Origin of the sequence: Neisseria sp. HMSC065D04, from assembly GCF_001815675.1 — a bacterium.
Classification (GTDB): Bacteria; Pseudomonadota; Gammaproteobacteria; order Burkholderiales; family Neisseriaceae; genus Neisseria.
Map to the genome: position 1 here is coordinate 1 of NZ_KV821536.1, position 24103 is coordinate 24103.

The 24103-nt window shown below is 46.2% G+C and carries 37 protein-coding genes; 29 read left to right on the forward strand and 8 right to left on the reverse strand.

Annotated elements, in window-relative coordinates; translation table 11 throughout:
- Positions 1-179: 179 nt before the first annotated feature.
- From efeB to pyk, 8 genes are all read right to left on the reverse strand, one after another.
- Positions 180-1451, reverse strand: coding sequence for an iron uptake transporter deferrochelatase/peroxidase subunit (gene efeB / locus HMPREF3050_RS09760; protein ID WP_070774654.1), 1272 nt, complete (start codon positions 1449-1451; stop codon positions 180-182).
- 514 nt (positions 1452-1965) lie between these two features.
- Positions 1966-3129 carry an iron uptake system protein EfeO gene (gene efeO / locus HMPREF3050_RS09765; protein WP_070442305.1) on the reverse strand — a complete coding sequence of 388 codons (1164 nt, stop codon included), beginning with the start codon at positions 3127-3129 and terminating at the stop codon, positions 1966-1968.
- Between the two features lie 74 nt (positions 3130-3203).
- A complete protein-coding gene (efeU, locus tag HMPREF3050_RS09770) occupies positions 3204-4040 on the reverse strand; it encodes an iron uptake transporter permease EfeU (RefSeq protein WP_039409603.1) in 837 nt (278 codons plus the stop codon).
- A gap of 76 nt (positions 4041-4116) precedes the next feature.
- Positions 4117-4335, reverse strand: coding sequence for a hypothetical protein (locus tag HMPREF3050_RS14645; protein ID WP_168166267.1), 219 nt, complete (start codon positions 4333-4335; stop codon positions 4117-4119).
- A 426-nt stretch (positions 4336-4761) separates the two neighbouring features.
- Complete coding sequence (locus tag HMPREF3050_RS09780) at positions 4762-4905, reverse strand: ABC transporter permease (RefSeq protein WP_246830263.1); 144 nt, start codon at positions 4903-4905, stop codon at positions 4762-4764.
- Between the two features lie 353 nt (positions 4906-5258).
- Entirely contained in the window at positions 5259-6671 is a 1413-nt protein-coding gene (locus tag HMPREF3050_RS09785; protein WP_070774657.1) for an OmpP1/FadL family transporter, read from the reverse strand.
- 372 nt (positions 6672-7043) lie between these two features.
- Entirely contained in the window at positions 7044-7421 is a 378-nt protein-coding gene (locus tag HMPREF3050_RS09790; protein ID WP_246830264.1) for a hypothetical protein, read from the reverse strand.
- Positions 7422-7674: 253 nt separating this feature from the next.
- Positions 7675-9147, reverse strand: a complete 1473-nt coding sequence (gene pyk / locus HMPREF3050_RS09795; protein WP_040668777.1) for a pyruvate kinase — start codon at positions 9145-9147, stop codon at positions 7675-7677.
- 381 nt (positions 9148-9528) lie between these two features.
- Here pyk and HMPREF3050_RS09800 point away from each other — a divergent pair, with 381 nt between their 5' ends.
- From HMPREF3050_RS09800 to rplQ, 29 genes are all read left to right on the forward strand, one after another.
- A complete protein-coding gene (locus tag HMPREF3050_RS09800) occupies positions 9529-10032 on the forward strand; it encodes a hypothetical protein (RefSeq protein WP_003765304.1) in 504 nt (167 codons plus the stop codon).
- A gap of 337 nt (positions 10033-10369) precedes the next feature.
- Positions 10370-11014 carry a 50S ribosomal protein L3 gene (gene rplC, locus HMPREF3050_RS09805; protein ID WP_002215400.1) on the forward strand — a complete coding sequence of 215 codons (645 nt, stop codon included), beginning with the start codon at positions 10370-10372 and terminating at the stop codon, positions 11012-11014.
- Positions 11014-11634 (forward strand): 50S ribosomal protein L4, encoded by a 621-nt coding sequence (rplD, locus tag HMPREF3050_RS09810; protein ID WP_002218573.1) that lies wholly within the window; start codon positions 11014-11016, stop codon positions 11632-11634. Before rplC ends, rplD begins: the two co-directional genes overlap by 1 nt.
- Positions 11631-11945, forward strand: a complete 315-nt coding sequence (gene rplW / locus HMPREF3050_RS09815; protein WP_002231529.1) for a 50S ribosomal protein L23 — start codon at positions 11631-11633, stop codon at positions 11943-11945. Before rplD ends, rplW begins: the two co-directional genes overlap by 4 nt.
- Before the next feature lie 5 nt (positions 11946-11950).
- The gene (gene rplB, locus HMPREF3050_RS09820; protein ID WP_003742892.1) at positions 11951-12784 is read left to right on the forward strand and encodes a 50S ribosomal protein L2; all 834 of its coding nucleotides are present in this window, start codon (positions 11951-11953) and stop codon (positions 12782-12784) included.
- 5 nt (positions 12785-12789) lie between these two features.
- Complete coding sequence (rpsS, locus tag HMPREF3050_RS09825; RefSeq protein WP_002215422.1) at positions 12790-13068, forward strand: 30S ribosomal protein S19; 279 nt, start codon at positions 12790-12792, stop codon at positions 13066-13068.
- Positions 13069-13076: 8 nt separating this feature from the next.
- The gene (rplV, locus tag HMPREF3050_RS09830; protein ID WP_003675877.1) at positions 13077-13406 is read left to right on the forward strand and encodes a 50S ribosomal protein L22; all 330 of its coding nucleotides are present in this window, start codon (positions 13077-13079) and stop codon (positions 13404-13406) included.
- Positions 13407-13415: 9 nt separating this feature from the next.
- Positions 13416-14111, forward strand: coding sequence for a 30S ribosomal protein S3 (rpsC, locus tag HMPREF3050_RS09835; RefSeq protein ID WP_070774659.1), 696 nt, complete (start codon positions 13416-13418; stop codon positions 14109-14111).
- On the forward strand, positions 14095-14511 hold the full coding sequence (gene rplP, locus HMPREF3050_RS09840) for a 50S ribosomal protein L16 (RefSeq protein WP_003675880.1): 417 nt from the start codon (positions 14095-14097) through the stop codon (positions 14509-14511). The genes rpsC and rplP overlap by 17 nt, the downstream gene beginning before the upstream one ends.
- Complete coding sequence (rpmC, locus tag HMPREF3050_RS09845) at positions 14511-14702, forward strand: 50S ribosomal protein L29 (RefSeq protein WP_003675882.1); 192 nt, start codon at positions 14511-14513, stop codon at positions 14700-14702. The genes rplP and rpmC overlap by 1 nt, the downstream gene beginning before the upstream one ends.
- A complete protein-coding gene (rpsQ, locus tag HMPREF3050_RS09850; RefSeq protein WP_003707145.1) occupies positions 14702-14965 on the forward strand; it encodes a 30S ribosomal protein S17 in 264 nt (87 codons plus the stop codon). Before rpmC ends, rpsQ begins: the two co-directional genes overlap by 1 nt.
- 225 nt (positions 14966-15190) lie before the next feature.
- The gene (gene rplN / locus HMPREF3050_RS09855) at positions 15191-15559 is read left to right on the forward strand and encodes a 50S ribosomal protein L14 (RefSeq protein WP_002215434.1); all 369 of its coding nucleotides are present in this window, start codon (positions 15191-15193) and stop codon (positions 15557-15559) included.
- Between the two features lie 11 nt (positions 15560-15570).
- Entirely contained in the window at positions 15571-15894 is a 324-nt protein-coding gene (rplX, locus tag HMPREF3050_RS09860; protein ID WP_070774660.1) for a 50S ribosomal protein L24, read from the forward strand.
- Between the two features lie 9 nt (positions 15895-15903).
- Positions 15904-16443, forward strand: a complete 540-nt coding sequence (rplE, locus tag HMPREF3050_RS09865) for a 50S ribosomal protein L5 (protein ID WP_003759725.1) — start codon at positions 15904-15906, stop codon at positions 16441-16443.
- 2 nt (positions 16444-16445) lie between these two features.
- Complete coding sequence (gene rpsN / locus HMPREF3050_RS09870) at positions 16446-16751, forward strand: 30S ribosomal protein S14 (protein ID WP_003684736.1); 306 nt, start codon at positions 16446-16448, stop codon at positions 16749-16751.
- Between the two features lie 14 nt (positions 16752-16765).
- Positions 16766-17158: a 30S ribosomal protein S8 gene (rpsH, locus tag HMPREF3050_RS09875; protein ID WP_003759723.1), complete on the forward strand. Its 393-nt coding sequence runs from the start codon at positions 16766-16768 to the stop codon at positions 17156-17158.
- 13 nt (positions 17159-17171) lie between these two features.
- The gene (rplF, locus tag HMPREF3050_RS09880; protein ID WP_045075351.1) at positions 17172-17705 is read left to right on the forward strand and encodes a 50S ribosomal protein L6; all 534 of its coding nucleotides are present in this window, start codon (positions 17172-17174) and stop codon (positions 17703-17705) included.
- Between the two features lie 13 nt (positions 17706-17718).
- Positions 17719-18072 (forward strand): 50S ribosomal protein L18, encoded by a 354-nt coding sequence (gene rplR / locus HMPREF3050_RS09885; RefSeq protein WP_003775849.1) that lies wholly within the window; start codon positions 17719-17721, stop codon positions 18070-18072.
- Positions 18073-18089: 17 nt separating this feature from the next.
- Entirely contained in the window at positions 18090-18608 is a 519-nt protein-coding gene (rpsE, locus tag HMPREF3050_RS09890) for a 30S ribosomal protein S5 (protein ID WP_003684704.1), read from the forward strand.
- Entirely contained in the window at positions 18601-18786 is a 186-nt protein-coding gene (rpmD, locus tag HMPREF3050_RS09895) for a 50S ribosomal protein L30 (RefSeq protein ID WP_003759717.1), read from the forward strand. Before rpsE ends, rpmD begins: the two co-directional genes overlap by 8 nt.
- A gap of 1 nt (position 18787) precedes the next feature.
- Positions 18788-19222: a 50S ribosomal protein L15 gene (gene rplO / locus HMPREF3050_RS09900; protein WP_070774661.1), complete on the forward strand. Its 435-nt coding sequence runs from the start codon at positions 18788-18790 to the stop codon at positions 19220-19222.
- A 13-nt stretch (positions 19223-19235) separates the two neighbouring features.
- Positions 19236-20549 (forward strand): preprotein translocase subunit SecY, encoded by a 1314-nt coding sequence (secY, locus tag HMPREF3050_RS09905; protein ID WP_070774672.1) that lies wholly within the window; start codon positions 19236-19238, stop codon positions 20547-20549.
- A gap of 4 nt (positions 20550-20553) precedes the next feature.
- Complete coding sequence (gene infA / locus HMPREF3050_RS09910) at positions 20554-20772, forward strand: translation initiation factor IF-1 (protein WP_002215452.1); 219 nt, start codon at positions 20554-20556, stop codon at positions 20770-20772.
- Positions 20773-20791: 19 nt separating this feature from the next.
- Positions 20792-20905: a 50S ribosomal protein L36 gene (rpmJ, locus tag HMPREF3050_RS13700; protein WP_003697674.1), complete on the forward strand. Its 114-nt coding sequence runs from the start codon at positions 20792-20794 to the stop codon at positions 20903-20905.
- A gap of 65 nt (positions 20906-20970) precedes the next feature.
- The gene (gene rpsM, locus HMPREF3050_RS09915; RefSeq protein ID WP_003749295.1) at positions 20971-21333 is read left to right on the forward strand and encodes a 30S ribosomal protein S13; all 363 of its coding nucleotides are present in this window, start codon (positions 20971-20973) and stop codon (positions 21331-21333) included.
- Between the two features lie 19 nt (positions 21334-21352).
- Entirely contained in the window at positions 21353-21748 is a 396-nt protein-coding gene (gene rpsK, locus HMPREF3050_RS09920; RefSeq protein WP_002216249.1) for a 30S ribosomal protein S11, read from the forward strand.
- A 15-nt stretch (positions 21749-21763) separates the two neighbouring features.
- Positions 21764-22384 (forward strand): 30S ribosomal protein S4, encoded by a 621-nt coding sequence (gene rpsD, locus HMPREF3050_RS09925; RefSeq protein ID WP_070774662.1) that lies wholly within the window; start codon positions 21764-21766, stop codon positions 22382-22384.
- 25 nt (positions 22385-22409) lie between these two features.
- On the forward strand, positions 22410-23396 hold the full coding sequence (gene rpoA / locus HMPREF3050_RS09930; protein ID WP_019271040.1) for a DNA-directed RNA polymerase subunit alpha: 987 nt from the start codon (positions 22410-22412) through the stop codon (positions 23394-23396).
- A 24-nt stretch (positions 23397-23420) separates the two neighbouring features.
- Entirely contained in the window at positions 23421-23795 is a 375-nt protein-coding gene (rplQ, locus tag HMPREF3050_RS09935; RefSeq protein WP_036492091.1) for a 50S ribosomal protein L17, read from the forward strand.
- Positions 23796-24103: the final 308 nt, after the last annotated feature.

Sequence of the window (24103 nt, forward strand, 5' to 3'; positions counted from 1 at the left end):
CGCTACTGTCCTATTTTGATTTTAATTGACTATAGTTTTCAGACGACCTTTTTGCAGAGAGAGCTTTACGGATAAGACCTCTGCGCCGTCAGAATGAACAGGGATAATTGGATTCGGATGTTCGGTGAAAGGTCGTGGGCAAAGCCCACGCTACGGGTTGGTTTATCCTAAATCTGTGTTCACGCGCTGAGCAGGCTTTGGGCGAGGAAGCCGCCTTTTTCGACGCCGGGGAGGATGAAGAAATAGCCGCCGCCGAAGGGGCTGATGTATTCTTCCAGCGGTTCGCCGTTGAGCAGGTTTTGGACGAAGATGAAGCCGTCGGCGAGGTTGGCTTGGTAGCAGATGAACACCAAGCCGACGTCAAGCTGGCCGTTGGCGGCGAGGCCGCGCGAGTAGTTGAAGGCGCGGCGGTAGAGCAGGTGTTTTTTCATGAACTCGGGGTCGCGCGGGTTGGCGAGCCTCATGTGGCTGTCTTTGGGGGTGGTTTTGCCGTCGGGGTCTTTGGCGAAGTCGGCGGTGTCGCTCTCTTTTTTGCCGTCCATGGGGGCGCCGCTGTATTTGCGGCGGCCGAAGATTTCGGTTTGTTCCTGCAAGGGGGTTCTGTCCCAGAATTCGACGAAGTGGCGGATGAGGCGGACGGCTTGGTAGCTGCCGTTTTTCGCCCAGGCGGGTTCGTCTTGGCTATTGGCGGCGATGCCCGTCCAGAGGACTTGGTCGGCAATTTTAGGATCGGATACGTCGGGGTTGCCGGAGCCGTCGCGGAAGCCTAAGAGGTTGCGGGCGGCGATGGCGCCGGGTTCGGCTTTGGGCAGCCAGCCGTCTATGCTCCAGCGGATGACGGCGGTTTGGGCGGTGTTTTTGATGATGTCGCGCAGGGCGGCTTGGCAGGTTTCGGGGGTGAAGGCGCAGATTTGGAGGCTGAGGTCGCCGTCGCACCATGGTTTTTGGAGGCGGTCGTTGGGGAAGTCGCGCATTTCTTGGAGGTGGCGGGGTTTTTTGTCTTTGAGTCCGAAGCGGTCGTCAAAGAGGCTGCTGCCGACGCCGACGGTGATGGTGAGGCCGTCGGGGCGGAATGTTTTGCCGAGCAGGCCGCTGCCTGCGGGGGGGAGTTTTTCGTCGCCGTCTTGGTATTCGCCGCCTTGGGTGAGGAATTCGATGCGGGCGGTGAGGGTGCGGAAGAGGTTTTCGAGTTGTTTGGGGTCTTTGGCGGTTACGTCGAAGGCGCACATGATGCCGAAGAGCTGGTGCGGGGTGGTGATGCCGGCTTGGTGCGTGCCGTAGCAGGGGTAGGCTTGCGGGGAGTGTTCGTTGAGACGGGTCTCGGCGGCGGTTTCGCCTTGTTGTTTGCCGGCGAACCAGCCTGCCGCGCCGGCTGCGCCTGCGGCAAGGACGGTTTTGAACAGGGTGCGTTTGGTCGGTTGGGTGGGTTGTGAGTTGTTGTCTTGGCTCATGGCGGAGTCCTTTGTGGGATTCGGGCTGCGGTATGTACGCGGTTGTTTTGTTTAAGTTTGCTATTTTGAATTTTCAGACGACGTTTAAGGTCGTCTGAAAACTTTGAATCATCGATCAATCCAATAAACGGTAAGGGCTGCGCGATTTCCGCGTGCGTGGCTGCGCCACACACCCTACCTGTTCTTCTACCGGAGGATTAGCGGGCCTCCGAAATGCTTGCATTTGGGTCAAACCAAGCTTCGCAGGAAGCTGAATCTTGGAACGGTGATACAGCTAACCCGTTTAATTTTTGATACGGCTGTCAGCAGGGCAGGTTGGGTTGGCAAACCCGACAAAGCGTTCGAATGAAAAGGTTTCGTCGGATTTTGAACCAACCTGCGATTGCTGTATTGGGGTTTTTCGCGGGCAAAGCCCACGCTACAACAGTTCCCTTTCGGTGGAGAGGGCATCAGCGATAAGTTTTCAGACGACCCCTTGTATCTCAAAAGGTCGTCTGAAACGGGCGGGTCAAGTTTATTTGAGACCCAGTGTGCCGCGCAGTTGGCTCAGGTCTTCGGCAAGGGCGTTAATCGGTGCCTGAAGGGTTTTGCGGTCTTCGTCGCTGAGTTTGTCGTAGGTTTCAAAGCCGTCTTTGGTTTTGTATTTGGCGAGGATGTCGGTGACTTGTTTGAAGTTGGCATCGACTTTCTCGAGCAGGGCTTTGTTTTTCTCGGCAATCATCGGACGGAAGAGTTCGACGATTTTTTGCGCGCCTTCGATGTTGGCTTGGAAGTCGCTCAAGTCGGTGTGGCTGTAACGGTCTTCTTCGCCGCTGATTTTGCTGCCGGCAACTTCTTCAATCAACACTGCCGCGCCGCCGACGACTTTGTTCGGCGGGAAGGAGAGGGCGTCGATTTCTTTTTGCAGGGCTTCAACGTCTTTCATGAGTTTGTCGGCAATGTCTTTCACGCCGGATACGTCTTTTTTGACCCACAGGGCGTGTTCGATGCGGTGGAAGCCGGTGAAGGCCGCGTCTTCGGTTTTGTCTTTGAAGTCGTCTTCACGCGCGTCGATGGCAGGGTCGAGTTCGTTGAAGAGTTCGGCAATCGGCTCGATGCGTTCGTAGTGGGTGCGGGCAGCGGCAAACTGGGATTTGGCTTTTTCGATGTCGCCCGCTTTGACGGCGTCGGTGAAGGCTTTGGTTTTGGCAACCAGCTCTTTGGCTTCGCCTTGTACGTAAACTTTATAGTCTGCAAGCGGTTTGGCGAGTTTTTCCAAATCGGCTTCGTTGCCGGTGTCTTTAAAGCCGCTGTCGGTTACCACCAACTTGCCGCGCGGGTTGGTCAAGAGGCCGCAGGTCATTTCGTATTCGCCCGGCAGCAGGGTGACGGTCATTTTGTCGGAAAGTCCGGGGGCGATGTTTTCGCGTTCGTCGACCACCATCACGCCTTTGAGGATTTCCCATTCGAGCTTGCGGCCGCTGTTGTTTTTGATGTTGAACACGACTTGTCCGCTCGGTACGGTCAGTTCCATCGGTTCGCAGGCAGTGTCGTTCACGCCGATGTTGACGGTGCCGTCGGCATTCGCGCTTGATGCACCTGACGCGGCAGGCGCGGATTTTTCCGCTTCGGGCGGCTGACACGCGGTCAGACCCAAAGCCAGCATCACGGATAAAGCAGTTATATTGAGTTTTTTCATTTCAAACCTCTTTGGCATGTTGATAAGAATGGGATACGGAATTTTTAAGCGCCACTAGGGGCTGTCGACAGTCCCTAATGGTTTTCAGACGACCTCTGCACCGCGGCGGGCCTGCTGCCGTGCAGAAACCAAATCATGACCGGAACCAAATACAGCAGCCACGCCAGCACCTCGCCCTGCGTCGGGTGGTCGGTATAGCCGAAGAAGCCGCCGAGCAGCACGCCCAGCGGGCTGTCTTCATGCAGGTATTTGGAAGAATCAAACACTACCTCTTGCAGGTGGTTCCACACGCCCGCCTCATGCAGCGCGCGCAGCGAACCGGCCACCAAACCGGCGGCCACCACAATCAAAAACGCGCCCGTCCAGCGGAAAAACTTCGCCAGATTCAGACGCATACCGCCCTGATAAATCAGCGCGCCGATGACGACGGCGGCCAGCAGCCCCAATACCGCGCCGACGGGCATAGACCAAGTCGGACTCTGCTGAAACACCGCTAAGAGGAAAAACACACTCTCCAGCCCCTCGCGCGCCACAGCCAGAAAAGCCATGCCGACCAAAGCCCAGCCTTGGCCGTTGCCGCGGTTTAAGGCCGTCTGAACCGAATCCTGAAGCTGCTGCTTCATCGAACGGGCGGCTTTTTTCATCCATAAAATCATATAAGTCAGCATCGCCACCGCCACCAAACCGATAACGCCGACCACAAATTCCTGTTCCTTCTGTGGAATCTCGCCCGTTGCCGAATGGATGCCGTATCCGATGCCCAAACACATCAGCGCAGCCAAAGCCACGCCCAGCCACACCTTAGGCATCAGCCGCGAATGTCCCGACTGTTTCAAAAAACCGGCGACGATGCCGACGATCAAAGCCGCCTCGATACCCTCGCGCAACATAATCAAAAAAGCAATCAACATATATAAAACAAACCTTAAAACTTAATATCCAGATGGGGACCAAAACCAGCCCATTTTGTCTTCACCGCATTCGAATTCACACGCAGCAAATATTCATGAAGCCTGTTGAAACCTTCATGGCCGAACCACAGGCTTCCCCTCGGACAGCGCGATAAACAAACACGCCCCGCGTTCCGCAATACAAAAGCTCGCGGCTGAAAAACTTGTTACGGCTAAAACAAATGATTGTGTCACCGTCCAACACCCTAAAGAAGAAAGAGAAGAAAAGGGCTATCGGTATCAGCATGACGGACATGACAAACTTCTCTAAAAAATTCAGACGACCCCGTTTGGACAGGGCAGTAGAAATTTTGTTTGAAAGTATCGAGTTTGAAATACTGTCTGATACGCCAAGAATATCTATCGGATATTTAATTCCGCCGTCTCTTTATCCCAAGTCTGACAAAGTACCGCCATCTGCCTGTCTTAAAAGTAAGAGTTTATAAACGGAGTCGCACAAATGCAAATAATTTTTATTATTTCATTAGTAAACCATTATTTAAACAAGCCAAAAGGCAGCGTCAGAATTTACCGCAAAACAAAGCGAATCAGCGTCATACGCTTTCACGGAAACGCTGTTTGTCCGTATGTATGGAAATATTGGAACACCAATAAGCCAAACAAAAAGGTCGTCTGAAAATCCGAATATCGAGGTTTCAGACGACCTTCCCCTTCTCGCCAATTACCATCCCATCCACCTGATTAAAGAAATGATGCCGAGCATGACGACGACCGTTATCGAAATCCAGAAAATCGGAGGACGGCTGTCGGATTCGGCGGGTTTTACCCAACCTTTTTTGTAGAGAAGGATGGTGAGAAGCATCATCAAGATGCCTAGAAGCAAAAGTATTTGGAAATTATTCATTCACTTTGAAGCCCTTTATCGTTTATGGCGGACAGTTCGCATAATTGGACTGCTTTACTTCTTAAGGTAGGGGCCGGGGTAAAAAGTTCGTCATAATTATTAATTTGATAAATCAAGCACCTATCCCTGGTCTTCCAAACAGGGAGGTTTTTTATTGATTCTTTCTGCGTTCGGCTGAGACGGTGGTCTTATTTTTTATACCCGTCCGATGGGAGGTGGAAGGAAGCATTCCTGATGTCAATTTACGGCAAAAGGTCGTCTGAAAACCTGGATATCGGTTTTCAGACGACCTTTTGATGTCGGCGCCAAACGGCTTACTTGAATTTGTAAGTGTATTGCAGGCCGATAATGTCGGCGTGGTTTTTGAAGTGCGCGCCGGATGCGCCTTTGCTGTCCACATCGTTGCCGGTGGCGCGGGCAGTGTGGTAGCGGGTGTCGTTGATGTGGATGTGGCTGTAAGCGGCATCGAGGACGTGGTTTTTACCGATATGGTATTTCGCGCCGAGCGAGAACCAGATGCGGTTGCCGTCGGGCAGGCTGTTCATGCGGTAGCCGGCGTTTTTGACGGGCGAGCGGTCAAAGGCGATGCCTGCGCGCAGTTGCAGCGGGTCGGTCACTTGGTAAGAACCGCCGAGCGCGACTTTGTAAGTATTGCGCCAGTTGGGGGTGATGACGGTGCGGTCGGATTTGCCGTTGACGACGTTTTTGGTGTTTTCAAAAACCAGTTCCGCTTTGTTGAAGCGGCTGTGGCGCGTCCAAGTTACATCGCTGAACAGGTTGAATTTGTCGGTGGCTTTGTACATGCCATGGACGGATAACGATTCAGGCGTGACGATTTTGACGCTTGCTTTTTCATGCGGAACGTAGCCGCGGGCGGCAAGCGCGCCCAAATCCCATGCGCGGCGGGCGTATGCGCCGTCGGCTTCCCATTCTGCCGAGCCTTTGAGGGTGTGGGTTACTTTGGAGCGGTAGTTCACGCCGACCCGTGCGCGGTCGTTGATGTCCCACATCCAAGCGAGTTGATAGCCGAAGCCCCAGTCGTGGCCTTTTACTTCGGCGTGTCCGTCAGATTTGCCTTGCGCGCTGACGGAGACAGGGCGGCCGGCGGCGCGTGAGGCAAGGCCGCTGGCAAGTTGGCTGATGGAGCCGGAGGCATCCCAGTCGGAATATTTGCGCAATTCGGCTTTGGAATATTGGGCGATCAGGCCTGCGCCGAAAGCATGGTTTTCATTGGCTTTCCAAGCGACGACCGGTTCGATGTCGACGCTGGTGAGGCTCAGTTTGTTGATGTTGTGGCGCAGTACGGAATCTTTTTCGTATTCGGTGGCAGAGCCGAAGGGGACGTACACGCCCAAGCCCAAAGTTACGTCGTCATTGACTTTGTATGCGCCGTAGAGGTGCGGGGCGACGGTGGTTTTGGTGATTTTGCCGCTTTTTGAACCGGAAACATCGCTGCCTTGATAGTATTTTGCGGAATCGGCTTCGTAGTGGATGCTGGGGAGGACGATGTTGGCGTTGACGGAAACTTGGCTGCTGTCGAGTTTGGACAGGCCGGCGGGGTTGTAGAAGATGGTTGATGCGTCGGCGGCTTCCGCGCTGGAAGAGTTGGCAGTACCTTGCGCGTTGACCGACTGCGTACCGAAATGGTAGCCCGAAGCGTGGACTGCGCCGGAGAAGAAGACTGCGCTGAGTAAGATTACGGTTTGTTTGATGGGTGAGTGTGTCATTTTCTTGTACCTGCGTGTAAATAATAAAGAGGTCGTCTGAAACAAACGCCTCCGTGTCTGGAGCGGGCTGACGGTTTGGAATCGGCATGTTGAATTGAAACGATGGTCTTTGAAGCGGAAATCCTGCAAGCTGCTTTTGCGCGAATTTTGAGGCTGAAGGACGGCAGTTTTCAATCAAAATACGGTTGTTTCCTAACGGTCATTCCGTTTGATTAGTGTAGGTACTCGATTCTATACCACGTTATCGCGTTTGCCTAATATTTTTGGACGCTTTCGGAAAAACTTGTGTGTTGCGTAGATAGGAGAGGGTGGGACTGTGGTAAAGATGTCATTGCGGGGTTTATTGATGACTTGGTTCCCTCTATTAGAGCTTTATGCACGAATACCCTGATAAACAAAAATAAATTTGCCATCTTTTTTATGAAAACGACCTTCTAGGGTTAGGTCAGTTTCCTTGTTATCTGCATATAAACAGCATTCGATTCCTATAACTTCTTCTGTACCATTCATTTCATATGCTTCAAATATTGCCCTATTATCATTTCGTGCGGTCAATGCTATTGCTTTGGGAGGTAATGATAATTTTTTAGCTAAAAGATTTTCATCATCCAGTTCTTCCAAAATTTCCTCGTATACACCTTTGTTAATCTGAAATTTGATTTCGAGTTGTTTAAAATCTCTCTGATTAAATAAATTTAGAAATTCTTCTATAAGGTCAAAAAAATTATCTTTCATTTGATCTTTTGGCATATTCATTTCTTTCTTATTGAAAGTTGATTGGTTGAAGCTCTTACATTAGCCCTCAAGCCTGTTAGATATTCTCCAGCTTTCAAAGCAGCACACTTTTCTGTCTTTGTGCCTAGACTTGAGGTTCTTAAAAAATTATAGACTCCTAGTGTTTCAGTGCTCAAAAATCTTGCTTCAAAAGAAAACGAAAGGTCGTCTGAAAACCCGTTTCCAAGTTTTCAGACGACCTCTTGGTTATCTGCCGTTTGCGTGTCGATTATTTAACGCGCAATACTTCCAGCGTATTGGTCGAACCGGATTCGCGCATTTGCGAACCGCTGGTGATGATGTATTGGTCGCCGGAGCTTAAGATTTTATGTTCGACCAACATGGCTTCCACTTCGTTCAGCGCGGTATCGTGGTCGGTGCTGGTCGCCAAAATCAGCGGGCGCACGCCACGGTACATCGCCATACGGCGTTGGGCGGAAATGCTCGGGGTCAGCGCGAAAATCGGCAAGGTGATGTTGTGGCGGCTGACTTCGAAGGCGGTCGAACCGCTTTCAGTCAGGGCGACGATGGCTTTGGCGTGAACCGCGCGCGCCACGCTGACCGCGCCGCCGGCAATCGCCAAGTTGGTGCTGACGGCTTCGGGATACTCAACCTGTTCGGCAACGCCGTTGAGCGAATCTTGTTCTTTTTCCGCAGCCGCGCAAATAATCGCCATTTGGCTGACGGTTTCAAAAGGATACGCGCCGACGGCAGTTTCGGCGGAACACATCACCGCATCGGTGCCGTCCAATACCGCGTTTGCCACGTCGCTGACTTCCGCGCGGGTCGGTACGGGGTTGGTAATCATGGATTCCATCATTTGGGTTGCCGTAATGCTGAAGCGGCGCAATTCGCGTGCGCGGCGGATCATGCGTTTTTGCAGGGCGGGGACGGCTGCGTGTCCGACTTCGACCGCCAAGTCGCCGCGCGCCACCATGATACCGTCGCTGGCGAGGATGATTTCGTCCAAGTTTTCAATCGCTTCCACACGTTCGATTTTGGAAACCAAACCGGGGCGAACGGCAGTACTGCCTTTCATTTCTTCTTCGACTTTGGCGCGGGCAGTGTGCAAATCTTCGGCGGATTTCACAAAGCTGATGGCGAGGTAGTCGCAACCGATGGCAATCGCGGTTTTCAGGTCGCGGAAGTCTTTCTCGGTCAAGGCGCCTGCAGACAAACCGCCGCCGCGTTTATTGATGCCTTTGTTGCTTTTCAACACATGGCTGTTTTCAACTTTAGTAACAATCTTACTGCCTTCAACGGATTCCACGGTCAAAGTCAGCAAACCGTCGTCCAACCACAAAACATCGCCTGCGACGACATCATTAGGCAGGTCGCGGTAGTCCAAACCGACCGCGTCGCGCGTGCCTTCGCCTTCGAGTGCGGCATCAAGAACCAGCGTTTCGCCTTTGTTCAATTCGATGCTGCCGCCGGCGATTTTGCCGACACGGATTTTTGGACCTTGCAAGTCGGCGAGGATGGCGATTTCCTGTCCCGCGCGTTTTGCTGCTTCACGCACGATGCGGGCGTTTTCCTGATGGAATTCAGGCGTGCCGTGGCTGAAGTTGAAACGGACGACATTCAGACCGCCTACACGGATCATGTCTTCCAACAACTGAACATTGTTGCTGCCCGGCCCCAACGTAGCGACGATTTTGGTGTTGTGGCTGATGCGGGTTACATCGCGTTTTGCATTACTCATGTGAAGCGTCCTTTCAGTCAATCCGTTGATAAATGGCATACGGCTTTGTTGGAAAATTACAAAATAGCATCCCAACGTCGTCTGAAATTGTAAATCTAAAACTTACGTCGAGACATCCAAGCCGTAAATCATGATGCAAATTAATATTTTGGGATTTTACTCCCAAAGTTAAATGATTGGTGGAAAATTACAGGATTTTATGACTTAGGCTAAATTTAATTTTACATACGTTTGAGGCTGCAATCCGCTACAATACCGTCTGCCACTTTTCAGACGACCCTTCTTAAATGGATGTATATAGTGTGAATAGGTCGTCTGAAACCACATTAGTTTCCATCCGTATCTTCTTCATCATTATTAGACACAACCATGCTAAGACGAATGCTCACTTCTTTGCCTATAGGTATTATGCTTGCCGATATGGTTTATGGTTTCGTTTTAAATATCGTTCAAGGGCTTAACCTTCAGCAGCAAGCGGCTCCTGCTTCAGACGGCGGACTGGCGGTAACGCCCGACATCGCGTTCAACAGCCTGCAAATCGTTGCAAACGGCGGCATGGTCATCATCATCGGGTTCGGATTGATTGTCTTGTTACAGCTAAACCGTACAGTGCTAAAACGTCAGATTTTGCCCATCGGTATTTTCCGGACGCTCGGACTGATTGCCGTGTTGGCTTTCAGCGTGCCTTCATTGTGGGAATGGTTTAATGCTGCATTAACTCTGTCGGCAGGAGGAAACATCCTCAATACCGGCAACCCGCGTTATTTGGTTTCCGCTTTATGTATGCCCTTGATTGCCTTTTTATGTTTGGTGCGGTTGTTTGGTTGGTATAAATTGCACACGCGCCAGCCCGAGCAAAACCCACCGACAGAGTTGCAGAAATAGCATTCTCGGTATAAAGCGTATCCGAGTAGCGTAAAATAACCATGTATTGAGAAGAGGTCGTCTGAAATTTTGTTGTAGATGAAATTTCAGACGGCCTTTTATATCGTTGAACGATAATTTAAGACTGTCAAAATTCAGAACAGAATATCGATGGATCGGATAAAACCCAAATCGCTCGGATGGCAGTAAATAATCTGCGGCAAGCCTAAGATTTTTCTTGAAAACTTCTTTATTGTCGTGGTATAGTGCAGGGCTTGGTACAAATGTGCCAAGTTTTATCATTGTCCGAAGGCAGGCCAATCGTAGCCCGCCCCTTTACTTTAAAAGGAAAATAATCATGACTTTAGGTCTGGTTGGACGCAAAGTTGGTATGACCCGCGTGTTCGACGAACAGGGTGTTTCTGTTCCGGTAACCGTTTTGGATATGTCTGCCAACCGCGTTACACAAGTAAAATCCAAAGATACTGACGGCTATACTGCCGTTCAAGTTACCTTTGGTCAGAAAAAAGCTAACCGTGTCAACAAAGCCGAAGCCGGACACTTTGCAAAAGCAGGTGTTGAAGCCGGTCGCGGTTTGATCGAGTTTGCTTTGACTGAAGAAAAACTGGCTGAATTGAAAGCCGGTGACGAAATCACCGTTTCTATGTTTGAAGTCGGTCAACTGGTCGATGTAACCGGTACCTCTAAAGGTAAAGGTTTCTCCGGTACGATCAAACGTCATAACTTCGGTGCCCAACGTACTTCCCACGGTAACTCCCGTTCTCACCGTGTTCCAGGTTCTATCGGTATGGCGCAAGACCCAGGTCGCGTGTTCCCCGGTAAACGCATGGCCGGTCAATACGGCAACACCAAGGCAACTGTCCAAAAACTGGAAGTTGTCCGTGTTGATGCAGAACGCCAACTGTTGTTGGTTAAGGGTGCTGTTCCGGGTGCGGTCAACAGCGATGTTGTAGTTCGTCCTAGCGTGAAAGTAGGTGCGTAATGGAATTGAAAGTAATTGACGCTAAAGGACAAGTTTCAGGCAGTCTGTCTGTTTCTGATGCATTGTTCGCTCGCGAATACAATGAAGCGTTGGTTCATCAGCTGGTAAATGCCTACTTGGCAAACGCCCGCTCTGGCAACCGCGCTCAAAAAACCCGTGCCGAAGTAAAACACTCAACCAAAAAACCATGGCGTCAAAAAGGTACCGGCCGTGCCCGTTCCGGTATGACTTCTTCTCCGCTGTGGCGTAAAGGTGGTCGTGCGTTCCCGAACAAACCCGACGAAAACTTTACTCAAAAAGTAAACCGTAAAATGTACCGTGCCGGTATGGCGACTATCCTGTCCCAATTGGCTCGTGACGAGCGTTTGTTTGCGATCGAAGCGTTGACTGCTGAAACTCCTAAAACCAAAGTTTTTGCTGAACAAGTGAAAAATCTGGGTCTGGAGCAAGTGCTGTTTGTAACCAAACAGCTCGATGAGAATGTTTACTTGGCTTCACGCAACTTGCCAAACGTGTTGGTTTTGGAAGCTCAACAAGTTGATCCTTACAGCTTGCTGCGTTACAAAAAAGTAATCATCACTAAAGATGCGGTTGCACAATTAGAGGAGCAATGGGTATGAATCAACAACGTTTGACTCAAGTGATTTTGGCACCTATCGTTTCTGAAAAAAGCAACGTATTGGCTGAAAAACGCAACCAAATGACGTTTAAAGTTTTGGCAAATGCAACCAAACCTGAAATCAAAGCTGCTGTTGAGCTGCTGTTCGGTGTTCAAGTTGCTTCTGTAACTACCGTTACTACTAAAGGTAAAACTAAGCGTTTTGGTCGTACTTTGGGCCGCCGCAGCGATGTTAAAAAAGCTTATGTAAGCTTGGCTGCAGGTCAAGAGTTGGATTTGGAAGCCGCTGCTGCAGCTGCAGATAAGGAATAAACAAAATGGCAATCGTTAAAATGAAGCCAACTTCTGCAGGCCGTCGCGGCATGGTTCGCGTGGTAACAGAAGGTTTGCACAAGGGTGCGCCTTATGCACCTTTGCTCGAAAAGAAAAATTCTACTGCCGGTCGTAACAATAATGGTCATATCACCACCCGTCACAAAGGCGGCGGTCATAAACACCATTACCGTGTTGTAGACTTTAAACGTAACAAAGACGGTATCCCTGCAAAAGTAGAGCGTATTGAATACGATCCTAACCGTACTGCCTTCATTGCACTGTTGTGCTATGCAGACGGTGAGCGTCGCTACATCATCGCTCCTCGCGGTATTCAAGCCGGTGCTGTATTGGTTTCCGGTGCTGAAGCTGCCATCAAAGTAGGTAACACTCTGCCGATTCGCAACATTCCCGTTGGTACGACTATCCACTGTATCGAAATGAAACCTGGCAAAGGTGCGCAAATTGCACGTTCTGCCGGTGCTTCTGCGGTATTGCTGGCTAAAGAAGGTGCATACGCTCAAGTCCGTCTGCGCTCTGGCGAAGTTCGTAAAATCAACGTAGATTGCCGTGCAACCATTGGTGAAGTCGGTAACGAAGAGCAAAGCCTGAAAAAAATCGGTAAAGCCGGTGCCAATCGTTGGCGCGGTATTCGTCCGACCGTTCGTGGTGTTGTCATGAACCCTGTCGATCACCCGCATGGTGGTGGTGAAGGTCGTACCGGTGAAGCTCGCGAACCGGTTAGCCCATGGGGTACTCCTGCTAAAGGCTACCGCACTCGTAATAACAAACGCACGGATAACATGATTGTTCGTCGTCGTTACTCAAATAAAGGTTAATTAGTATGGCTCGTTCATTGAAAAAAGGCCCATATGTAGACCTGCATTTGCTGAAAAAAGTAGATGCTGCTCGTGCAAGCAACGACAAGCGCCCGATTAAAACTTGGTCTCGTCGTTCTACCATTCTGCCTGATTTTATCGGTCTGACCATTGCTGTACACAACGGCCGCACGCATGTGCCGGTGTTTATCAGTGATAACATGGTTGGTCATAAATTAGGTGAATTCTCATTGACCCGTACCTTTAAAGGCCACTTGGCTGATAAAAAGGCTAAAAAGAAATAAGGTGAATCATGAGAGTAAATGCACAACATAAAAATGCCCGTATTTCAGCTCAAAAAGCTCGTTTGGTAGCTGATTTGATTCGTGGTAAAGACGTTGCCCAAGCTTTGAATATTTTGACTTTCAGCCCTAAAAAAGGTGCTGAGTTGATTAAAAAAGTATTGGAATCAGCTATTGCTAATGCCGAGCACAATAACGGTGCCGACATTGATGAGTTGAAAGTGGTAACTATCTTTGTTGACAAAGGTCCAAGCTTGAAACGTTTCCAAGCTCGTGCCAAAGGTCGCGGTAACCGCATTGAAAAACAAACTTGTCATATCAATGTGACAGTGGGCAACTAAGGAAAAGCTATGGGACAAAAGATTAACCCTACAGGCTTTCGCCTGGCGGTAACTAAAGACTGGGCTTCAAAATGGTTTGCTAAAAGCACCGACTTTTCTGCTGTTTTGAAACAAGATATTGATGTTCGTAACTACCTACGTAATAAATTGGCGAATGCTTCTGTTGGTCGCGTAGTTATTGAGCGTCCTGCAAAATCTGCACGCATTACCATTCACTCTGCCCGTCCAGGCGTAGTAATTGGTAAAAAAGGTGAGGATATCGAAGTTCTGAAACGTGATTTGCAAGCCTTGATGGGCGTGCCTGTTCATGTGAATATCGAAGAAATCCGTAAACCTGAATTGGATGCACAAATTATTGCTGATGGTATTGCTCAGCAATTGGAAAAACGCGTTCAATTCCGCCGTGCTATGAAACGCGCTATGCAAAATGCTATGCGTTCAGGAGCAAAAGGTATCAAGATTATGACCTCAGGTCGTCTGAATGGTGCAGATATTGCTCGTAGCGAATGGTACCGTGAAGGTCGAGTACCTCTGCATACTTTGCGCGCAAACGTAGATTATGCAACTAGCGAAGCTCATACTACTTATGGCGTGCTGGGTCTGAAAGTTTGGGTCTATACTGAAGGTAATGTAAAGACTTCAGCTAAACCTGAGCATGAAAAGAAACAAAGAAAGGCAGGTGGACGTAATGCTGCAGCCAACTAGACTGAAATACCGCAAGCAACAAAAAGGTCGCAATACTGGTATTGCCACCCGCGGTAACAAAGTAAGTTTCGGTGAGTTCGGTTTGAAAGCCGTTGGTCGCGGTCGTTTGACTGCCCGTCAAATCGAAGCTGCTCGTCGTACAATGACTCGCCACATTAAACGTGGTGGTCGTATTTGGATTCGTGTATTCCCTGATAAACCAATTACTGAAAAACCTATTCAAGTTCGTATGGGTGGCGGTAAAGGTAACGTGGAATATTACATTGCCGAAATCAAACCAGGCAAAGTGTTGTATGAGATGGACGGTGTTCCAGAGGCTTTGGCTCGTGAAGCATTTGAATTAGCTGCTGCCAAATTGCCTATTCCTACGACCTTTGTAGTAAGACAGGTAGGTCAATAATGAAAGCAAATGAATTGAAAGACAAATCTATTGAGCAATTAAATGCAGATTTGTTGGACTTGTTGAAAGCTCAGTTTGGCTTACGTATGCAAAACGCAACTGGTCAATTGGGTAAACCAAGCGAATTAAAACGTGTACGTCGCGATATTGCTCGTATTAAAACCATTTTAACTGAAAAAGGTGCTAAGTAATGAGCGAAAATAAAAATGTTCGTACTTTGCAAGGCAAAGTGGTAAGCGACAAAATGGACAAAACTGTGACAGTATTGGTTGAACGTAAAGTAAAACATCCTCTGTACGGTAAAATTATCCGTTTATCAACTAAAATCCATGCCCATGATGAAAATAATCAATATGGAATTGGCGATGTTGTAGTAATTGCGGAATCTCGTCCACTGTCAAAAACCAAATCTTGGGTTGTTAAAGAACTGGTTGAGAAAGCGCGTACTGTTTAAAATTTAAGACAGTTAGCTTTAATAAGAAACGAAGTGTTGCGCCAAAGTGAATTTGCGTGTAAACTTCGTTTCTTATCTTTCAGTTTCTTCTGGAAGTTTCTTCCCTTCGGGATCCAAGACTGGTTTACTAGAACCGTGATGGTTTCATTTAGTTAGCTCAATTGAAACAAGTGGGCGAGTTATATGAAAATGGTAAATTAAGTTGGTTAATTTAAAGGTACTAATATGATTCAAATGCAGACCATCTTAGATGTGGCTGATAACTCTGGTGCGCGTCGTGTGATGTGCATCAAAGTGTTGGGCGGATCTAAGCGTCGCTACGCTTCTGTTGGCGATATTATTAAAGTCGCAGTTAAAGATGCGGCCCCGCGTGGTCGTGTTAAAAAAGGTGATGTATACAATGCAGTTGTTGTTCGTACTGCTAAAGGTGTGCGTCGTCCTGATGGTGCGTTGATTAAATTCGATAACAATGCCGCTGTGTTGTTAAACAATAAACTTGAACCTCTGGGTACCCGTATTTTTGGTCCGGTAACCCGCGAGTTGCGTACTGAGCGATTTATGAAAATCGTTTCATTGGCGCCTGAAGTGTTATAAGGAATAGCGCGATGAATAAAATCATTAAAGGTGACCAAGTTGTTGTGATCACTGGTAAGGATAAAGGTAAGCAAGGTCAAGTAGTTCGCGTATTGGGTAGTAAAGTCGTTGTTGAAGGTATTAACGTTGTAAAACGCCACCAAAAACCTAATCCGATGCGTGGTATTGAGGGTGGTATTGTTGCTAAAGAAATGCCGTTGGATATTTCTAATGTTGCAATCCTGAATCCGGAAACTAATAAAGCAGACCGTGTTGGTATTAAACTGATTGAGAATGAAGGCAAAATTAAGCGCGTTCGTTTCTTCAAATCAAATGGCTCTGTTATTGGAGCATAAGGAGATAACATGGCTCGTTTGAGAGAGTTTTATAAAGATACAGTTGTTCCTGAACTGATTAAACAATTTGGTTACAAGTCAGTAATGGAAGTTCCCCGTATTGAAAAAATTACTTTAAATATGGGTGTCGGAGAAGCTGTTGCTGATAAAAAAGTTATGGAGCACGCGGTATCTGACTTAGAGAAAATTGCTGGTCAAAAACCAGTCGTTACTGTTGCTCGTAAATCTATCGCAGGTTTTAAGATTCGCGATAATTATCCTGTCGGTTGCAAAGTAACATTGCGCCGTGATCAAATGTTTGAATTCTTGGATCGTTTGATTACTATTGCATTACCTCGTGTACGTGACTTCCGTGGTGTAAGTGGCAAATCATTTGATGGTCGTGGTAATTACAACATGGGTGTTCGCGAGCAAATCATTTTCCCGGAAATTGAATACGATAAAATTGATGCTTTGCGTGGTTTGAATATTACTATTACAACTACTGCAAAAACTGATGAGGAAGCTAAAGCTTTATTGTCACTGTTCAAGTTTCCGTTTAAAGGATAATCATGGCTAAGAAAGCACTTATTAATCGTGAACTGAAACGTCAAGCTCTGGCGAAAAAGTTTGCAGCCAAACGTGAGGCAATTTTTGCTGTTATTAATGATGCGAATGCAACTGAAGAGGAGCGTTTCGAAGCTCGTCTGAAATTCCAATCCATTCCGCGTAATGCAGCTCCTGTACGTCAACGCCGTCGTTGTGCTTTGACAGGTCGTCCTCGTGGTACTTTCCGTAAATTCGGTTTGGGTCGTATTAAAATCCGTGAAATCGCTATGCGTGGCGAGATTCCCGGTGTTGTTAAAGCTAGCTGGTAATAGGAGTATTAATAATGAGTATGCATGATCCTATTTCCGATATGTTGACTCGTATTCGTAATGCGCAACGTGCCAATAAGGTAGCAGTTGCCATGCCTTCCTCTAAATTAAAGTGTGCAATTGCAAAAGTCTTGAAAGAAGAAGGTTATATCGAGGATTTTTCGGTTTCTGCTGATGCGAAGCCGGTATTGGAAATTCAATTGAAATATTATGCAGGCCGTCCTGTGATTGAGCAAATTAAACGTGTTTCACGTCCAGGTTTGCGTATTTACAAAGCTTCTAGCGAAATTCCTAATGTTATGAATGGATTGGGTATCGCTATTGTTAGTACTTCTAAAGGTGTGATGACTGACCGCAAGGCTCGCTCTGAGGGCGTCGGTGGTGAGTTGTTGTGCATCGTAGCCTAGTGGAGAAAAGTAAATGTCACGTGTCGCAAAAAACCCAGTGACTGTTCCTGCTGGTGTAGAAGTAAAATTTGGAACAGAAGCATTGGTTATCAAGGGTAAGAATGGCGAGTTGTCCTTTCCTTTGCATTCTGATGTCGCCATTGAATTAAACGATGGTAAATTAACTTTTGCTGCAAAAAATGACAGTAAGCAGGCAAATGCTATGTCAGGTACTGCTCGTGCATTAGTTAATAATATGGTTAAAGGTGTTTCAGAAGGTTTTGAGAAAAAACTACAATTGATTGGTGTGGGTTATCGTGCTCAAGCTCAAGGCAAAGTTTTGAATTTGTCTTTAGGTTTTTCTCATCCAATCGTATATGAAATGCCTGAAGGTGTTTCTGTTCAAACTCCTAGCCAAACAGAGATCATTTTGACTGGTGCAGATAAACAAGTGGTTGGTCAAGTCGCTGCTGAAATTCGTGCATTCCGTTCTCCTGAGCCTTATAAAGGTAAGGGTGTTCGTTATGTAGGTGAAGTGGTAGTGATGAAAGAAGCCAAGAAAAAATAATTGAGGTTCACTAATGGATAAACATACAACCCGACTCCGTCGTGCACGCAAAACCCGTGCACGTATTGCGGACTTGAAAATGGTAAGATTATGTGTGTTCCGTAGCAATAATCATATTTATGCTCAAGTAATTAGTGCTGAAGGTGATAAAGTATTGGCTCAAGCCTCTACATTGGAAGCTGAAGTGCGTGGTAGTCTGAAATCTGGTGGCAACGTCGAGGCGGCTGCAGTAGTAGGAAAGCGCATTGCTGAGAAAGCTAAAGCAGTAGGCGTAGAAAAAGTTGCTTTTGATCGTTCAGGTTTCCAATATCACGGTCGAGTGAAAGCTTTGGCTGAAGCTGCACGTGAAAATGGTTTAAGCTTCTAATAATTGGAGACTTTCAGATGGCAAAACATGAAATTGAAGAACGTGGTGACGGCCTGATTGAAAAAATGGTCGCAGTTAATCGCGTAACTAAAGTAGTTAAAGGTGGTCGTATCATGGCTTTCTCTGCGCTAACTGTTGTTGGTGATGGGGATGGTCGTATTGGTATGGGTAAAGGTAAGTCAAAAGAAGTGCCGGTAGCTGTTCAAAAAGCAATGGATCAGGCTCGTCGCTCTATGATTAAAGTACCTCTAAAAAATGGTACGATTCATCATGAGGTTATTGGACGTCATGGCGCTACTAAAGTCTTTATGCAACCCGCTAAAGAAGGTAGTGGTGTAAAGGCAGGTGGTCCTATGCGCTTAGTTTTTGATGCTATGGGTATTCATAACATTTCTGCTAAAGTGCATGGTTCTACAAACCCTTATAACATTGTACGAGCTACATTAGATGGCTTGTCTAAGTTATATACACCTGCTGATATCGCTGCTAAACGTGGCCTAACAGTAGAAGACATTTTGGGAGCAAACCATGACTGAGCAAAAAAAGATTAAAGTTACATTGGTGAAGAGCCTGATTGGTACAATTGAATCTCATCGTGCATGTGCTCGTGGTTTAGGTTTACGCCATCGTGAGCATACAGTAGAGGTTTTAGATACCCCTGAAAACCGTGGTATGATTAACAAAATCAGCTACTTGTTGAAAGTGGAGTCTTGATATGTTTCTAAATTCTATTCAACCTGCTGAGGGGGCTACTCACGCTCGTCGTCGTGTAGGTCGTGGTATTGGTAGTGGTTTAGGTAAAACTGGTGGCCGTGGTCATAAAGGTCAAAAAAGCCGTTCTGGTGGTTTTCATAAAGTAGGTTTCGAAGGCGGTCAAATGCCTTTGCAACGTCGCCTGCCAAAACGTGGTTTCAAATCTTTGACTGCTGCTGCTAACGCTGAGATTCGTTTGAGTGAATTGAACTTACTCGCTGTGAATGAGATTGATGTATTAGTTCTCAAGCAAGCTGGGTTGGTTCCTACAACTGTTTCCAATGTGAAAGTTATTGCCTCTGGTAAGCTTTCAAAAGCTGTTGTCCTGAAGGGCATTAAAGCCACTAAAGGGGCTAAAGCAGCAATTGAAGCTGCTGGTGGTAAAGTGGAAGAATAAGGCTTGCATTATAGTGGCTAATCAACAATCTTTATCAGGCTTGTCCAAATTTGGAGATCTGAAAAAACGTCTAACGTTTCTTTTAGGGGCGTTAGTTGTTTTTCGTATTGGTGCCCATATTCCTGTACCTGGCGTAGATGCTGTTGCTTTAGCTAAATTATACGAAAGCGCTGGGAACGGCATACTAGGCATGTTGAACATGTTTTCTGGTGGTTCGTTAGAGCGCTTTAGTATATTCGCAATTGGCATAATGCCATATATTTCAGCATCAATAATTGTTCAGTTGGCCTCTGAAATTATTCCTTCTTTAAAGGCATTAAAAAAGGAAGGGGAGGCAGGTCGAAAAGTTATTACAAAATATACAAGATACGGTACAGTACTATTAGCTATCTTACAGAGTTTTGGTGTAGCTACCTTTGTATTCCAGCAAGGTGTGGTTGTCACTAATTCTTTGGAGTTCCATATTTCTACGGTAGTGAGCTTAGTCACAGGTACAATGTTCCTGATGTGGTTAGGTGAGCAGATTACGGAGCGTGGGATTGGGAATGGCATTTCCTTGATTATTACTGCTGGTATCGCTGCCGGTATTCCTTCCGGTATAGCAAGATTATTAGCTTTAACGAGTCAAGGATCAATTGGTATGCCTACGGCTGTGTCAATTGTTATTGGTGCATTGCTATTAATTTATATTGTTGTATATTTTGAAAGTGCACAGCGTAAAGTTCCCGTGCATTATGCGAAACGCCAAGTTGGTAGTGGTGCAATGCAAGGTTCTAATACACATATGCCCTTTAAGTTGAATATGGCAGGCGTGATTCCTCCTATTTTTGCGTCAAGTATTATTTTGTTTCCATCCACTTTGTTAAGCTGGTTTGGTTCTAATGATACCGGTAGTTTGTTGCATAAAATTGCTGGTTTGCTTCAGCATGGGCAAGCTTTATATATTTTGTTATTTACAGTGACAATTATTTTCTTCTGCTATTTTTATACAGCCTTGGTTTTTAGCCCAAAAGAAATGGCAGAGAATTTGAAGAAAAGCGGTGCTTTTGTGCCGGGAATTCGACCTGGTAAGCAAACTTCTCAGTATCTGGAGCAGGTTGTATTACGCCTCACTTTGTTTGGTGCATTATATATTACAACTATTTGTTTAATTCCAGAATTTTTGACAACAGCTTTGAATGTTCCTTTTTATTTGGGTGGTACATCTTTACTGATTTTAGTCGTGGTGACAATGGACTTTAGTACCCAAATTAACTCTTACCGCATGACTCAGCAATATGAGAGTTTAATGAGCGGTCTTGATATGAAATCTTTATCACGTAAGTAGAATTATGGCTAAAGAAGATACCATACAAATGCAGGGGGAGATTCTTGAAACTCTACCTAACGCAACTTTTAAAGTAAAGCTTGAGAATGACCATATTGTATTAGGTCATATTTCCGGGAAAATGCGTATGCACTATATCCGGATTTCTCCTGGGGATAAGGTGACGGTAGAACTGACACCTTATGATTTAACTCGAGCTCGGATTGTCTTCCGAGCTAGATAAAACGATATAAGGAAAGATAATGCGTGTACAACCGTCTGTAAAGAAAATTTGCCGCAACTGTAAGATTATCCGTCGTAATCGAGTGGTTCGTGTAATTTGTACTGACCCTCGTCACAAACAACGTCAAGGTTAAGGGAACTTTTCTTTTAGCAAGACTTTGTGGTATAGTGACGAACTTTGCCGTTTAAAGGAAAAAATATGGCTCGTATTGCAGGGGTAAATATCCCTAATAATGCACATATCGTAATTGGCTTGCAGGCTATTTATGGTATCGGTGCTACTCGTGCTAAATTAATTTGCGAGGCAGCAAATATTGCTCCCACTACAAAAGCAAAAGATTTGGACGAGGCTCAATTAGACGCTTTGCGTGAACAAGTTGCCAAATATGAAGTGGAAGGCGATTTGCGCCGTGAGGTAACGATGAGCATCAAACGATTGATGGACATGGGTTGTTACCGTGGTTTCCGTCATCGTCGAGGTTTGCCTTGTCGTGGTCAACGCACTCGCACAAACGCTCGTACCCGCAAAGGTCCGCGTAAAGCGATTGCTGGTAAAAAATAATTTTTAAGGAATTTTATTAATGGCTAAAGCAAACACAGCTTCGCGTGTACGTAAAAAAGTACGTAAAACCGTAAGCGAAGGTATTGTGCATGTACATGCTTCTTTCAACAATACCATCATTACAATCACTGACCGTCAAGGCAATGCATTGTCTTGGGCTACCTCTGGCGGCGCTGGTTTTAAAGGTTCTCGTAAAAGTACACCGTTTGCAGCTCAAGTGGCTGCAGAAGCAGCTGGTAAAGTTGCCCAAGAATATGGCGTTAAAAATTTAGAAGTTCGTATAAAAGGCCCTGGTCCCGGTCGAGAGTCTTCTGTACGTGCACTCAACGCTCTTGGTTTTAAAATTACCAGTATTACCGACGTTACTCCGTTGCCTCATAACGGTTGCCGTCCGCCTAAAAAACGTCGTATTTAAAGGAGTGATTGAAACATGGCACGTTATATTGGCCCTAAATGTAAATTAGCACGCCGTGAAGGTGCTGATTTATTTTTGAAGAGCGCTCGTCGTTCTTTAGATTCTAAATGTAAACTGGACTCCGCTCCTGGTCAGCACGGCGCAAAAAAACCGCGTTTGTCCGACTATGGTTTGCAATTACGTGAGAAGCAAAAGATTCGTCGTATTTATGGCGTATTGGAACGTCAATTCCGCCGCTATTTTGCAGAAGCAGATCGACGTAAAGGCTCTACTGGTGAATTGCTGCTGCAATTGTTAGAGTCTCGTTTGGATAATGTAGTATATCGCATGGGATTTGGCTCGACTCGTGCTGAGGCGCGTCAGCTGGTTTCTCATAAAGCAATTACCGTTAACGGTCAGGTTGTAAATATTCCTTCTTTCCAAGTTAAAGCGGGTGATGTTGTAGCTGTTCGTGAGAAAGCTAAAAAACAGGTTCGTATCCAGGAAGCTTTAAGTCTGGCAACTCAAATCGGTTTACCAAGCTGGGTTTCTGTTGATGCAGACAAATTGGAAGGCGTATTTAAAAATATGCCGGATCGTTCAGAATTAACTGGCGATATTAATGAACAGCTGGTGGTAGAATTCTACTCTAAATAACGCTAGCTCAGTGAGGGACAGTTAAATGCAAAATAGCACAACCGAATTTTTGAAACCTCGTCAAATTGATGTCGATACTTTATCTACAACTCGTGCAAAAGTATCCATGCAGCCGTTTGAGCGCGGTTTTGGTCATACTTTAGGTAATGCTTTGCGTCGTATCTTACTGTCATCCATGAATGGTTTTGCTCCTACTGAAGTGGCCATTTCCGGTGTATTGCACGAATACTCTACTGTTGATGGCGTTCAAGAAGATGTTGTCGATATTTTATTGAATGTCAAAGGTATTGTATTTAAGCTGCATGGGCGTGGTCAAGTTCAGTTAACTTTGAAAAAGTCAGGGGCTGGTGCAGTAGTAGCCGGCGATATCGAATTGCCACATGATGTGGAAATTTTAAATCCTGAGCATATTATTTGTCATTTGGCCGAGAATGGTCAAATTGAGATGGAAATCAAAGTTGAGCAGGGGCGTGGCTATCAATCTGTTTCCGGTCGTCGTGTTGTGCGCGATGAAAACCGCCAGATTGGTGCAATTCAGTTGGATGCGAGCTTTTCGCCCATCAGTCGTGTTAGCTTTGAAGTTGAACCTGCACGCGTAGAGCAGCGTACGGATTTAGATAAATTGGTTTTGGATATTGAAACTGATGGTTCTATTGATCCTGAAGAAGCTGTACGTAGTGCTGCTCGTATTTTAATTGATCAAATGTCTATCTTTGCTGATTTGCAAGGTACTCCAGTAGAAGAAGTTGAAGAAAAAGCTCCTCCTATTGACCCTATCCTGCTGCGTCCGGTAGATGATTTGGAATTAACTGTACGTTCAGCTAATTGTCTGAAAGCTGAAGATATTTATTATATCGGCGATTTGATTCAACGTACTGAAACAGAGCTTCTTAAAACTCCGAATTTGGGTCGTAAATCTTTGAATGAAATCAAAGAAGTGTTGGCATCTAAAGGCTTGACACTAGGTTCCAAATTGGAAGCTTGGCCGCCTGTAGGCTTAGAAAAGCCGTAAGTTTGAAGATTAAAGGATAATGACATGCGTCATCGTAATGGTAACCGCAAATTAAACCGTACAAGCAGCCATCGCGCTGCAATGCTGCGTAATATGGCGAACTCATTGTTGACTCACGAGACTATTGTGACAACTTTGCCTAAAGCTAAAGAATTGCGCCGCGTAGTAGAACCCTTGATTACATTGGGTAAAAAACCTTCCTTGGCAAACCGTCGTTTGGCATTTGACCGCACTCGTGATCGTGATGTTGTAGTTAAATTGTTTGATGAGTTAGGTCCACGTTTTGCTGCCCGTAATGGCGGTTATATTCGTGTACTGAAATATGGTTTCCGCAAAGGCGACAATGCACCTTTGGCATTGATTGAATTAGTAGACAAAGCAGCAGAAGCTGCCGAGTAATCTAATACACCATAACAAAACACCATTTGTTTTCTCAAATGGTGTTTTGTTATATGCAAGCTACCTTTTGAGTATTTTAAATGCTCTATTTAAAATACTCTCGGTATATTGAAGTTATTCTTTCTGTTTTGTAATGATAGGTAAGTGAATTTGCCATAGATAGAGTATTTCTTTTCAGTATCATATTATAAGAGATATTTTAAATAACATAAATTACTAAAATTTTATGTTCAATACTATTTTCAAAATGAAAAACCTTTCTGATTTTTCCTTGCTTTTACTCAAAATCATAAAGGTTTTGGTCAATT

Bases quoted from the DNA above. Each gene is read 5' to 3' on its own strand.
- infA (WP_002215452.1), top strand. From the start codon at position 20,554: ATGGCTAAAGAAGATACCATACAAATGCAGGGGGAGATTCTTGAAACT.
- rplE (WP_003759725.1), top strand. From the start codon at position 15,904: ATGGCTCGTTTGAGAGAGTTTTATAAAGATACAGTTGTTCCTGAACTG.
- rplQ (WP_036492091.1), top strand. From the start codon at position 23,421: ATGCGTCATCGTAATGGTAACCGCAAATTAAACCGTACAAGCAGCCAT.
- rpsC (WP_070774659.1), top strand. From the start codon at position 13,416: ATGGGACAAAAGATTAACCCTACAGGCTTTCGCCTGGCGGTAACTAAA.
- rplC (WP_002215400.1), top strand. From the start codon at position 10,370: ATGACTTTAGGTCTGGTTGGACGCAAAGTTGGTATGACCCGCGTGTTC.
- rpsD (WP_070774662.1), top strand. From the start codon at position 21,764: ATGGCACGTTATATTGGCCCTAAATGTAAATTAGCACGCCGTGAAGGT.
- rplO (WP_070774661.1), top strand. From the start codon at position 18,788: ATGTTTCTAAATTCTATTCAACCTGCTGAGGGGGCTACTCACGCTCGT.
- rplR (WP_003775849.1), top strand. From the start codon at position 17,719: ATGGATAAACATACAACCCGACTCCGTCGTGCACGCAAAACCCGTGCA.
- HMPREF3050_RS09785 (WP_070774657.1), bottom strand. From the start codon at position 6,671: ATGACACACTCACCCATCAAACAAACCGTAATCTTACTCAGCGCAGTC.
- rpmJ (WP_003697674.1), top strand. From the start codon at position 20,792: ATGCGTGTACAACCGTCTGTAAAGAAAATTTGCCGCAACTGTAAGATT.
- rpsE (WP_003684704.1), top strand. From the start codon at position 18,090: ATGGCAAAACATGAAATTGAAGAACGTGGTGACGGCCTGATTGAAAAA.
- rplV (WP_003675877.1), top strand. From the start codon at position 13,077: ATGAGAGTAAATGCACAACATAAAAATGCCCGTATTTCAGCTCAAAAA.
- efeU (WP_039409603.1), bottom strand. From the start codon at position 4,040: ATGTTGATTGCTTTTTTGATTATGTTGCGCGAGGGTATCGAGGCGGCT.
- rpsM (WP_003749295.1), top strand. From the start codon at position 20,971: ATGGCTCGTATTGCAGGGGTAAATATCCCTAATAATGCACATATCGTA.
- rplW (WP_002231529.1), top strand. From the start codon at position 11,631: ATGAATCAACAACGTTTGACTCAAGTGATTTTGGCACCTATCGTTTCT.
- HMPREF3050_RS14645 (WP_168166267.1), bottom strand. From the start codon at position 4,335: ATGTCCGTCATGCTGATACCGATAGCCCTTTTCTTCTCTTTCTTCTTT.
- pyk (WP_040668777.1), bottom strand. From the start codon at position 9,147: ATGAGTAATGCAAAACGCGATGTAACCCGCATCAGCCACAACACCAAA.
- HMPREF3050_RS09780 (WP_246830263.1), bottom strand. From the start codon at position 4,905: ATGATGCTTCTCACCATCCTTCTCTACAAAAAAGGTTGGGTAAAACCC.
- rpsN (WP_003684736.1), top strand. From the start codon at position 16,446: ATGGCTAAGAAAGCACTTATTAATCGTGAACTGAAACGTCAAGCTCTG.
- rpmC (WP_003675882.1), top strand. From the start codon at position 14,511: ATGAAAGCAAATGAATTGAAAGACAAATCTATTGAGCAATTAAATGCA.
- rplF (WP_045075351.1), top strand. From the start codon at position 17,172: ATGTCACGTGTCGCAAAAAACCCAGTGACTGTTCCTGCTGGTGTAGAA.
- efeO (WP_070442305.1), bottom strand. From the start codon at position 3,129: ATGAAAAAACTCAATATAACTGCTTTATCCGTGATGCTGGCTTTGGGT.
- HMPREF3050_RS09790 (WP_246830264.1), bottom strand. From the start codon at position 7,421: ATGCCAAAAGATCAAATGAAAGATAATTTTTTTGACCTTATAGAAGAA.
- rplD (WP_002218573.1), top strand. From the start codon at position 11,014: ATGGAATTGAAAGTAATTGACGCTAAAGGACAAGTTTCAGGCAGTCTG.
- rplP (WP_003675880.1), top strand. From the start codon at position 14,095: ATGCTGCAGCCAACTAGACTGAAATACCGCAAGCAACAAAAAGGTCGC.
- rpsH (WP_003759723.1), top strand. From the start codon at position 16,766: ATGAGTATGCATGATCCTATTTCCGATATGTTGACTCGTATTCGTAAT.
- rpoA (WP_019271040.1), top strand. From the start codon at position 22,410: ATGCAAAATAGCACAACCGAATTTTTGAAACCTCGTCAAATTGATGTC.
- rpsS (WP_002215422.1), top strand. From the start codon at position 12,790: ATGGCTCGTTCATTGAAAAAAGGCCCATATGTAGACCTGCATTTGCTG.
- efeB (WP_070774654.1), bottom strand. From the start codon at position 1,451: ATGAGCCAAGACAACAACTCACAACCCACCCAACCGACCAAACGCACC.
- rplB (WP_003742892.1), top strand. From the start codon at position 11,951: ATGGCAATCGTTAAAATGAAGCCAACTTCTGCAGGCCGTCGCGGCATG.
- rpmD (WP_003759717.1), top strand. From the start codon at position 18,601: ATGACTGAGCAAAAAAAGATTAAAGTTACATTGGTGAAGAGCCTGATT.
- rpsK (WP_002216249.1), top strand. From the start codon at position 21,353: ATGGCTAAAGCAAACACAGCTTCGCGTGTACGTAAAAAAGTACGTAAA.
- HMPREF3050_RS09800 (WP_003765304.1), top strand. From the start codon at position 9,529: ATGCTCACTTCTTTGCCTATAGGTATTATGCTTGCCGATATGGTTTAT.
- rplX (WP_070774660.1), top strand. From the start codon at position 15,571: ATGAATAAAATCATTAAAGGTGACCAAGTTGTTGTGATCACTGGTAAG.
- rpsQ (WP_003707145.1), top strand. From the start codon at position 14,702: ATGAGCGAAAATAAAAATGTTCGTACTTTGCAAGGCAAAGTGGTAAGC.
- rplN (WP_002215434.1), top strand. From the start codon at position 15,191: ATGATTCAAATGCAGACCATCTTAGATGTGGCTGATAACTCTGGTGCG.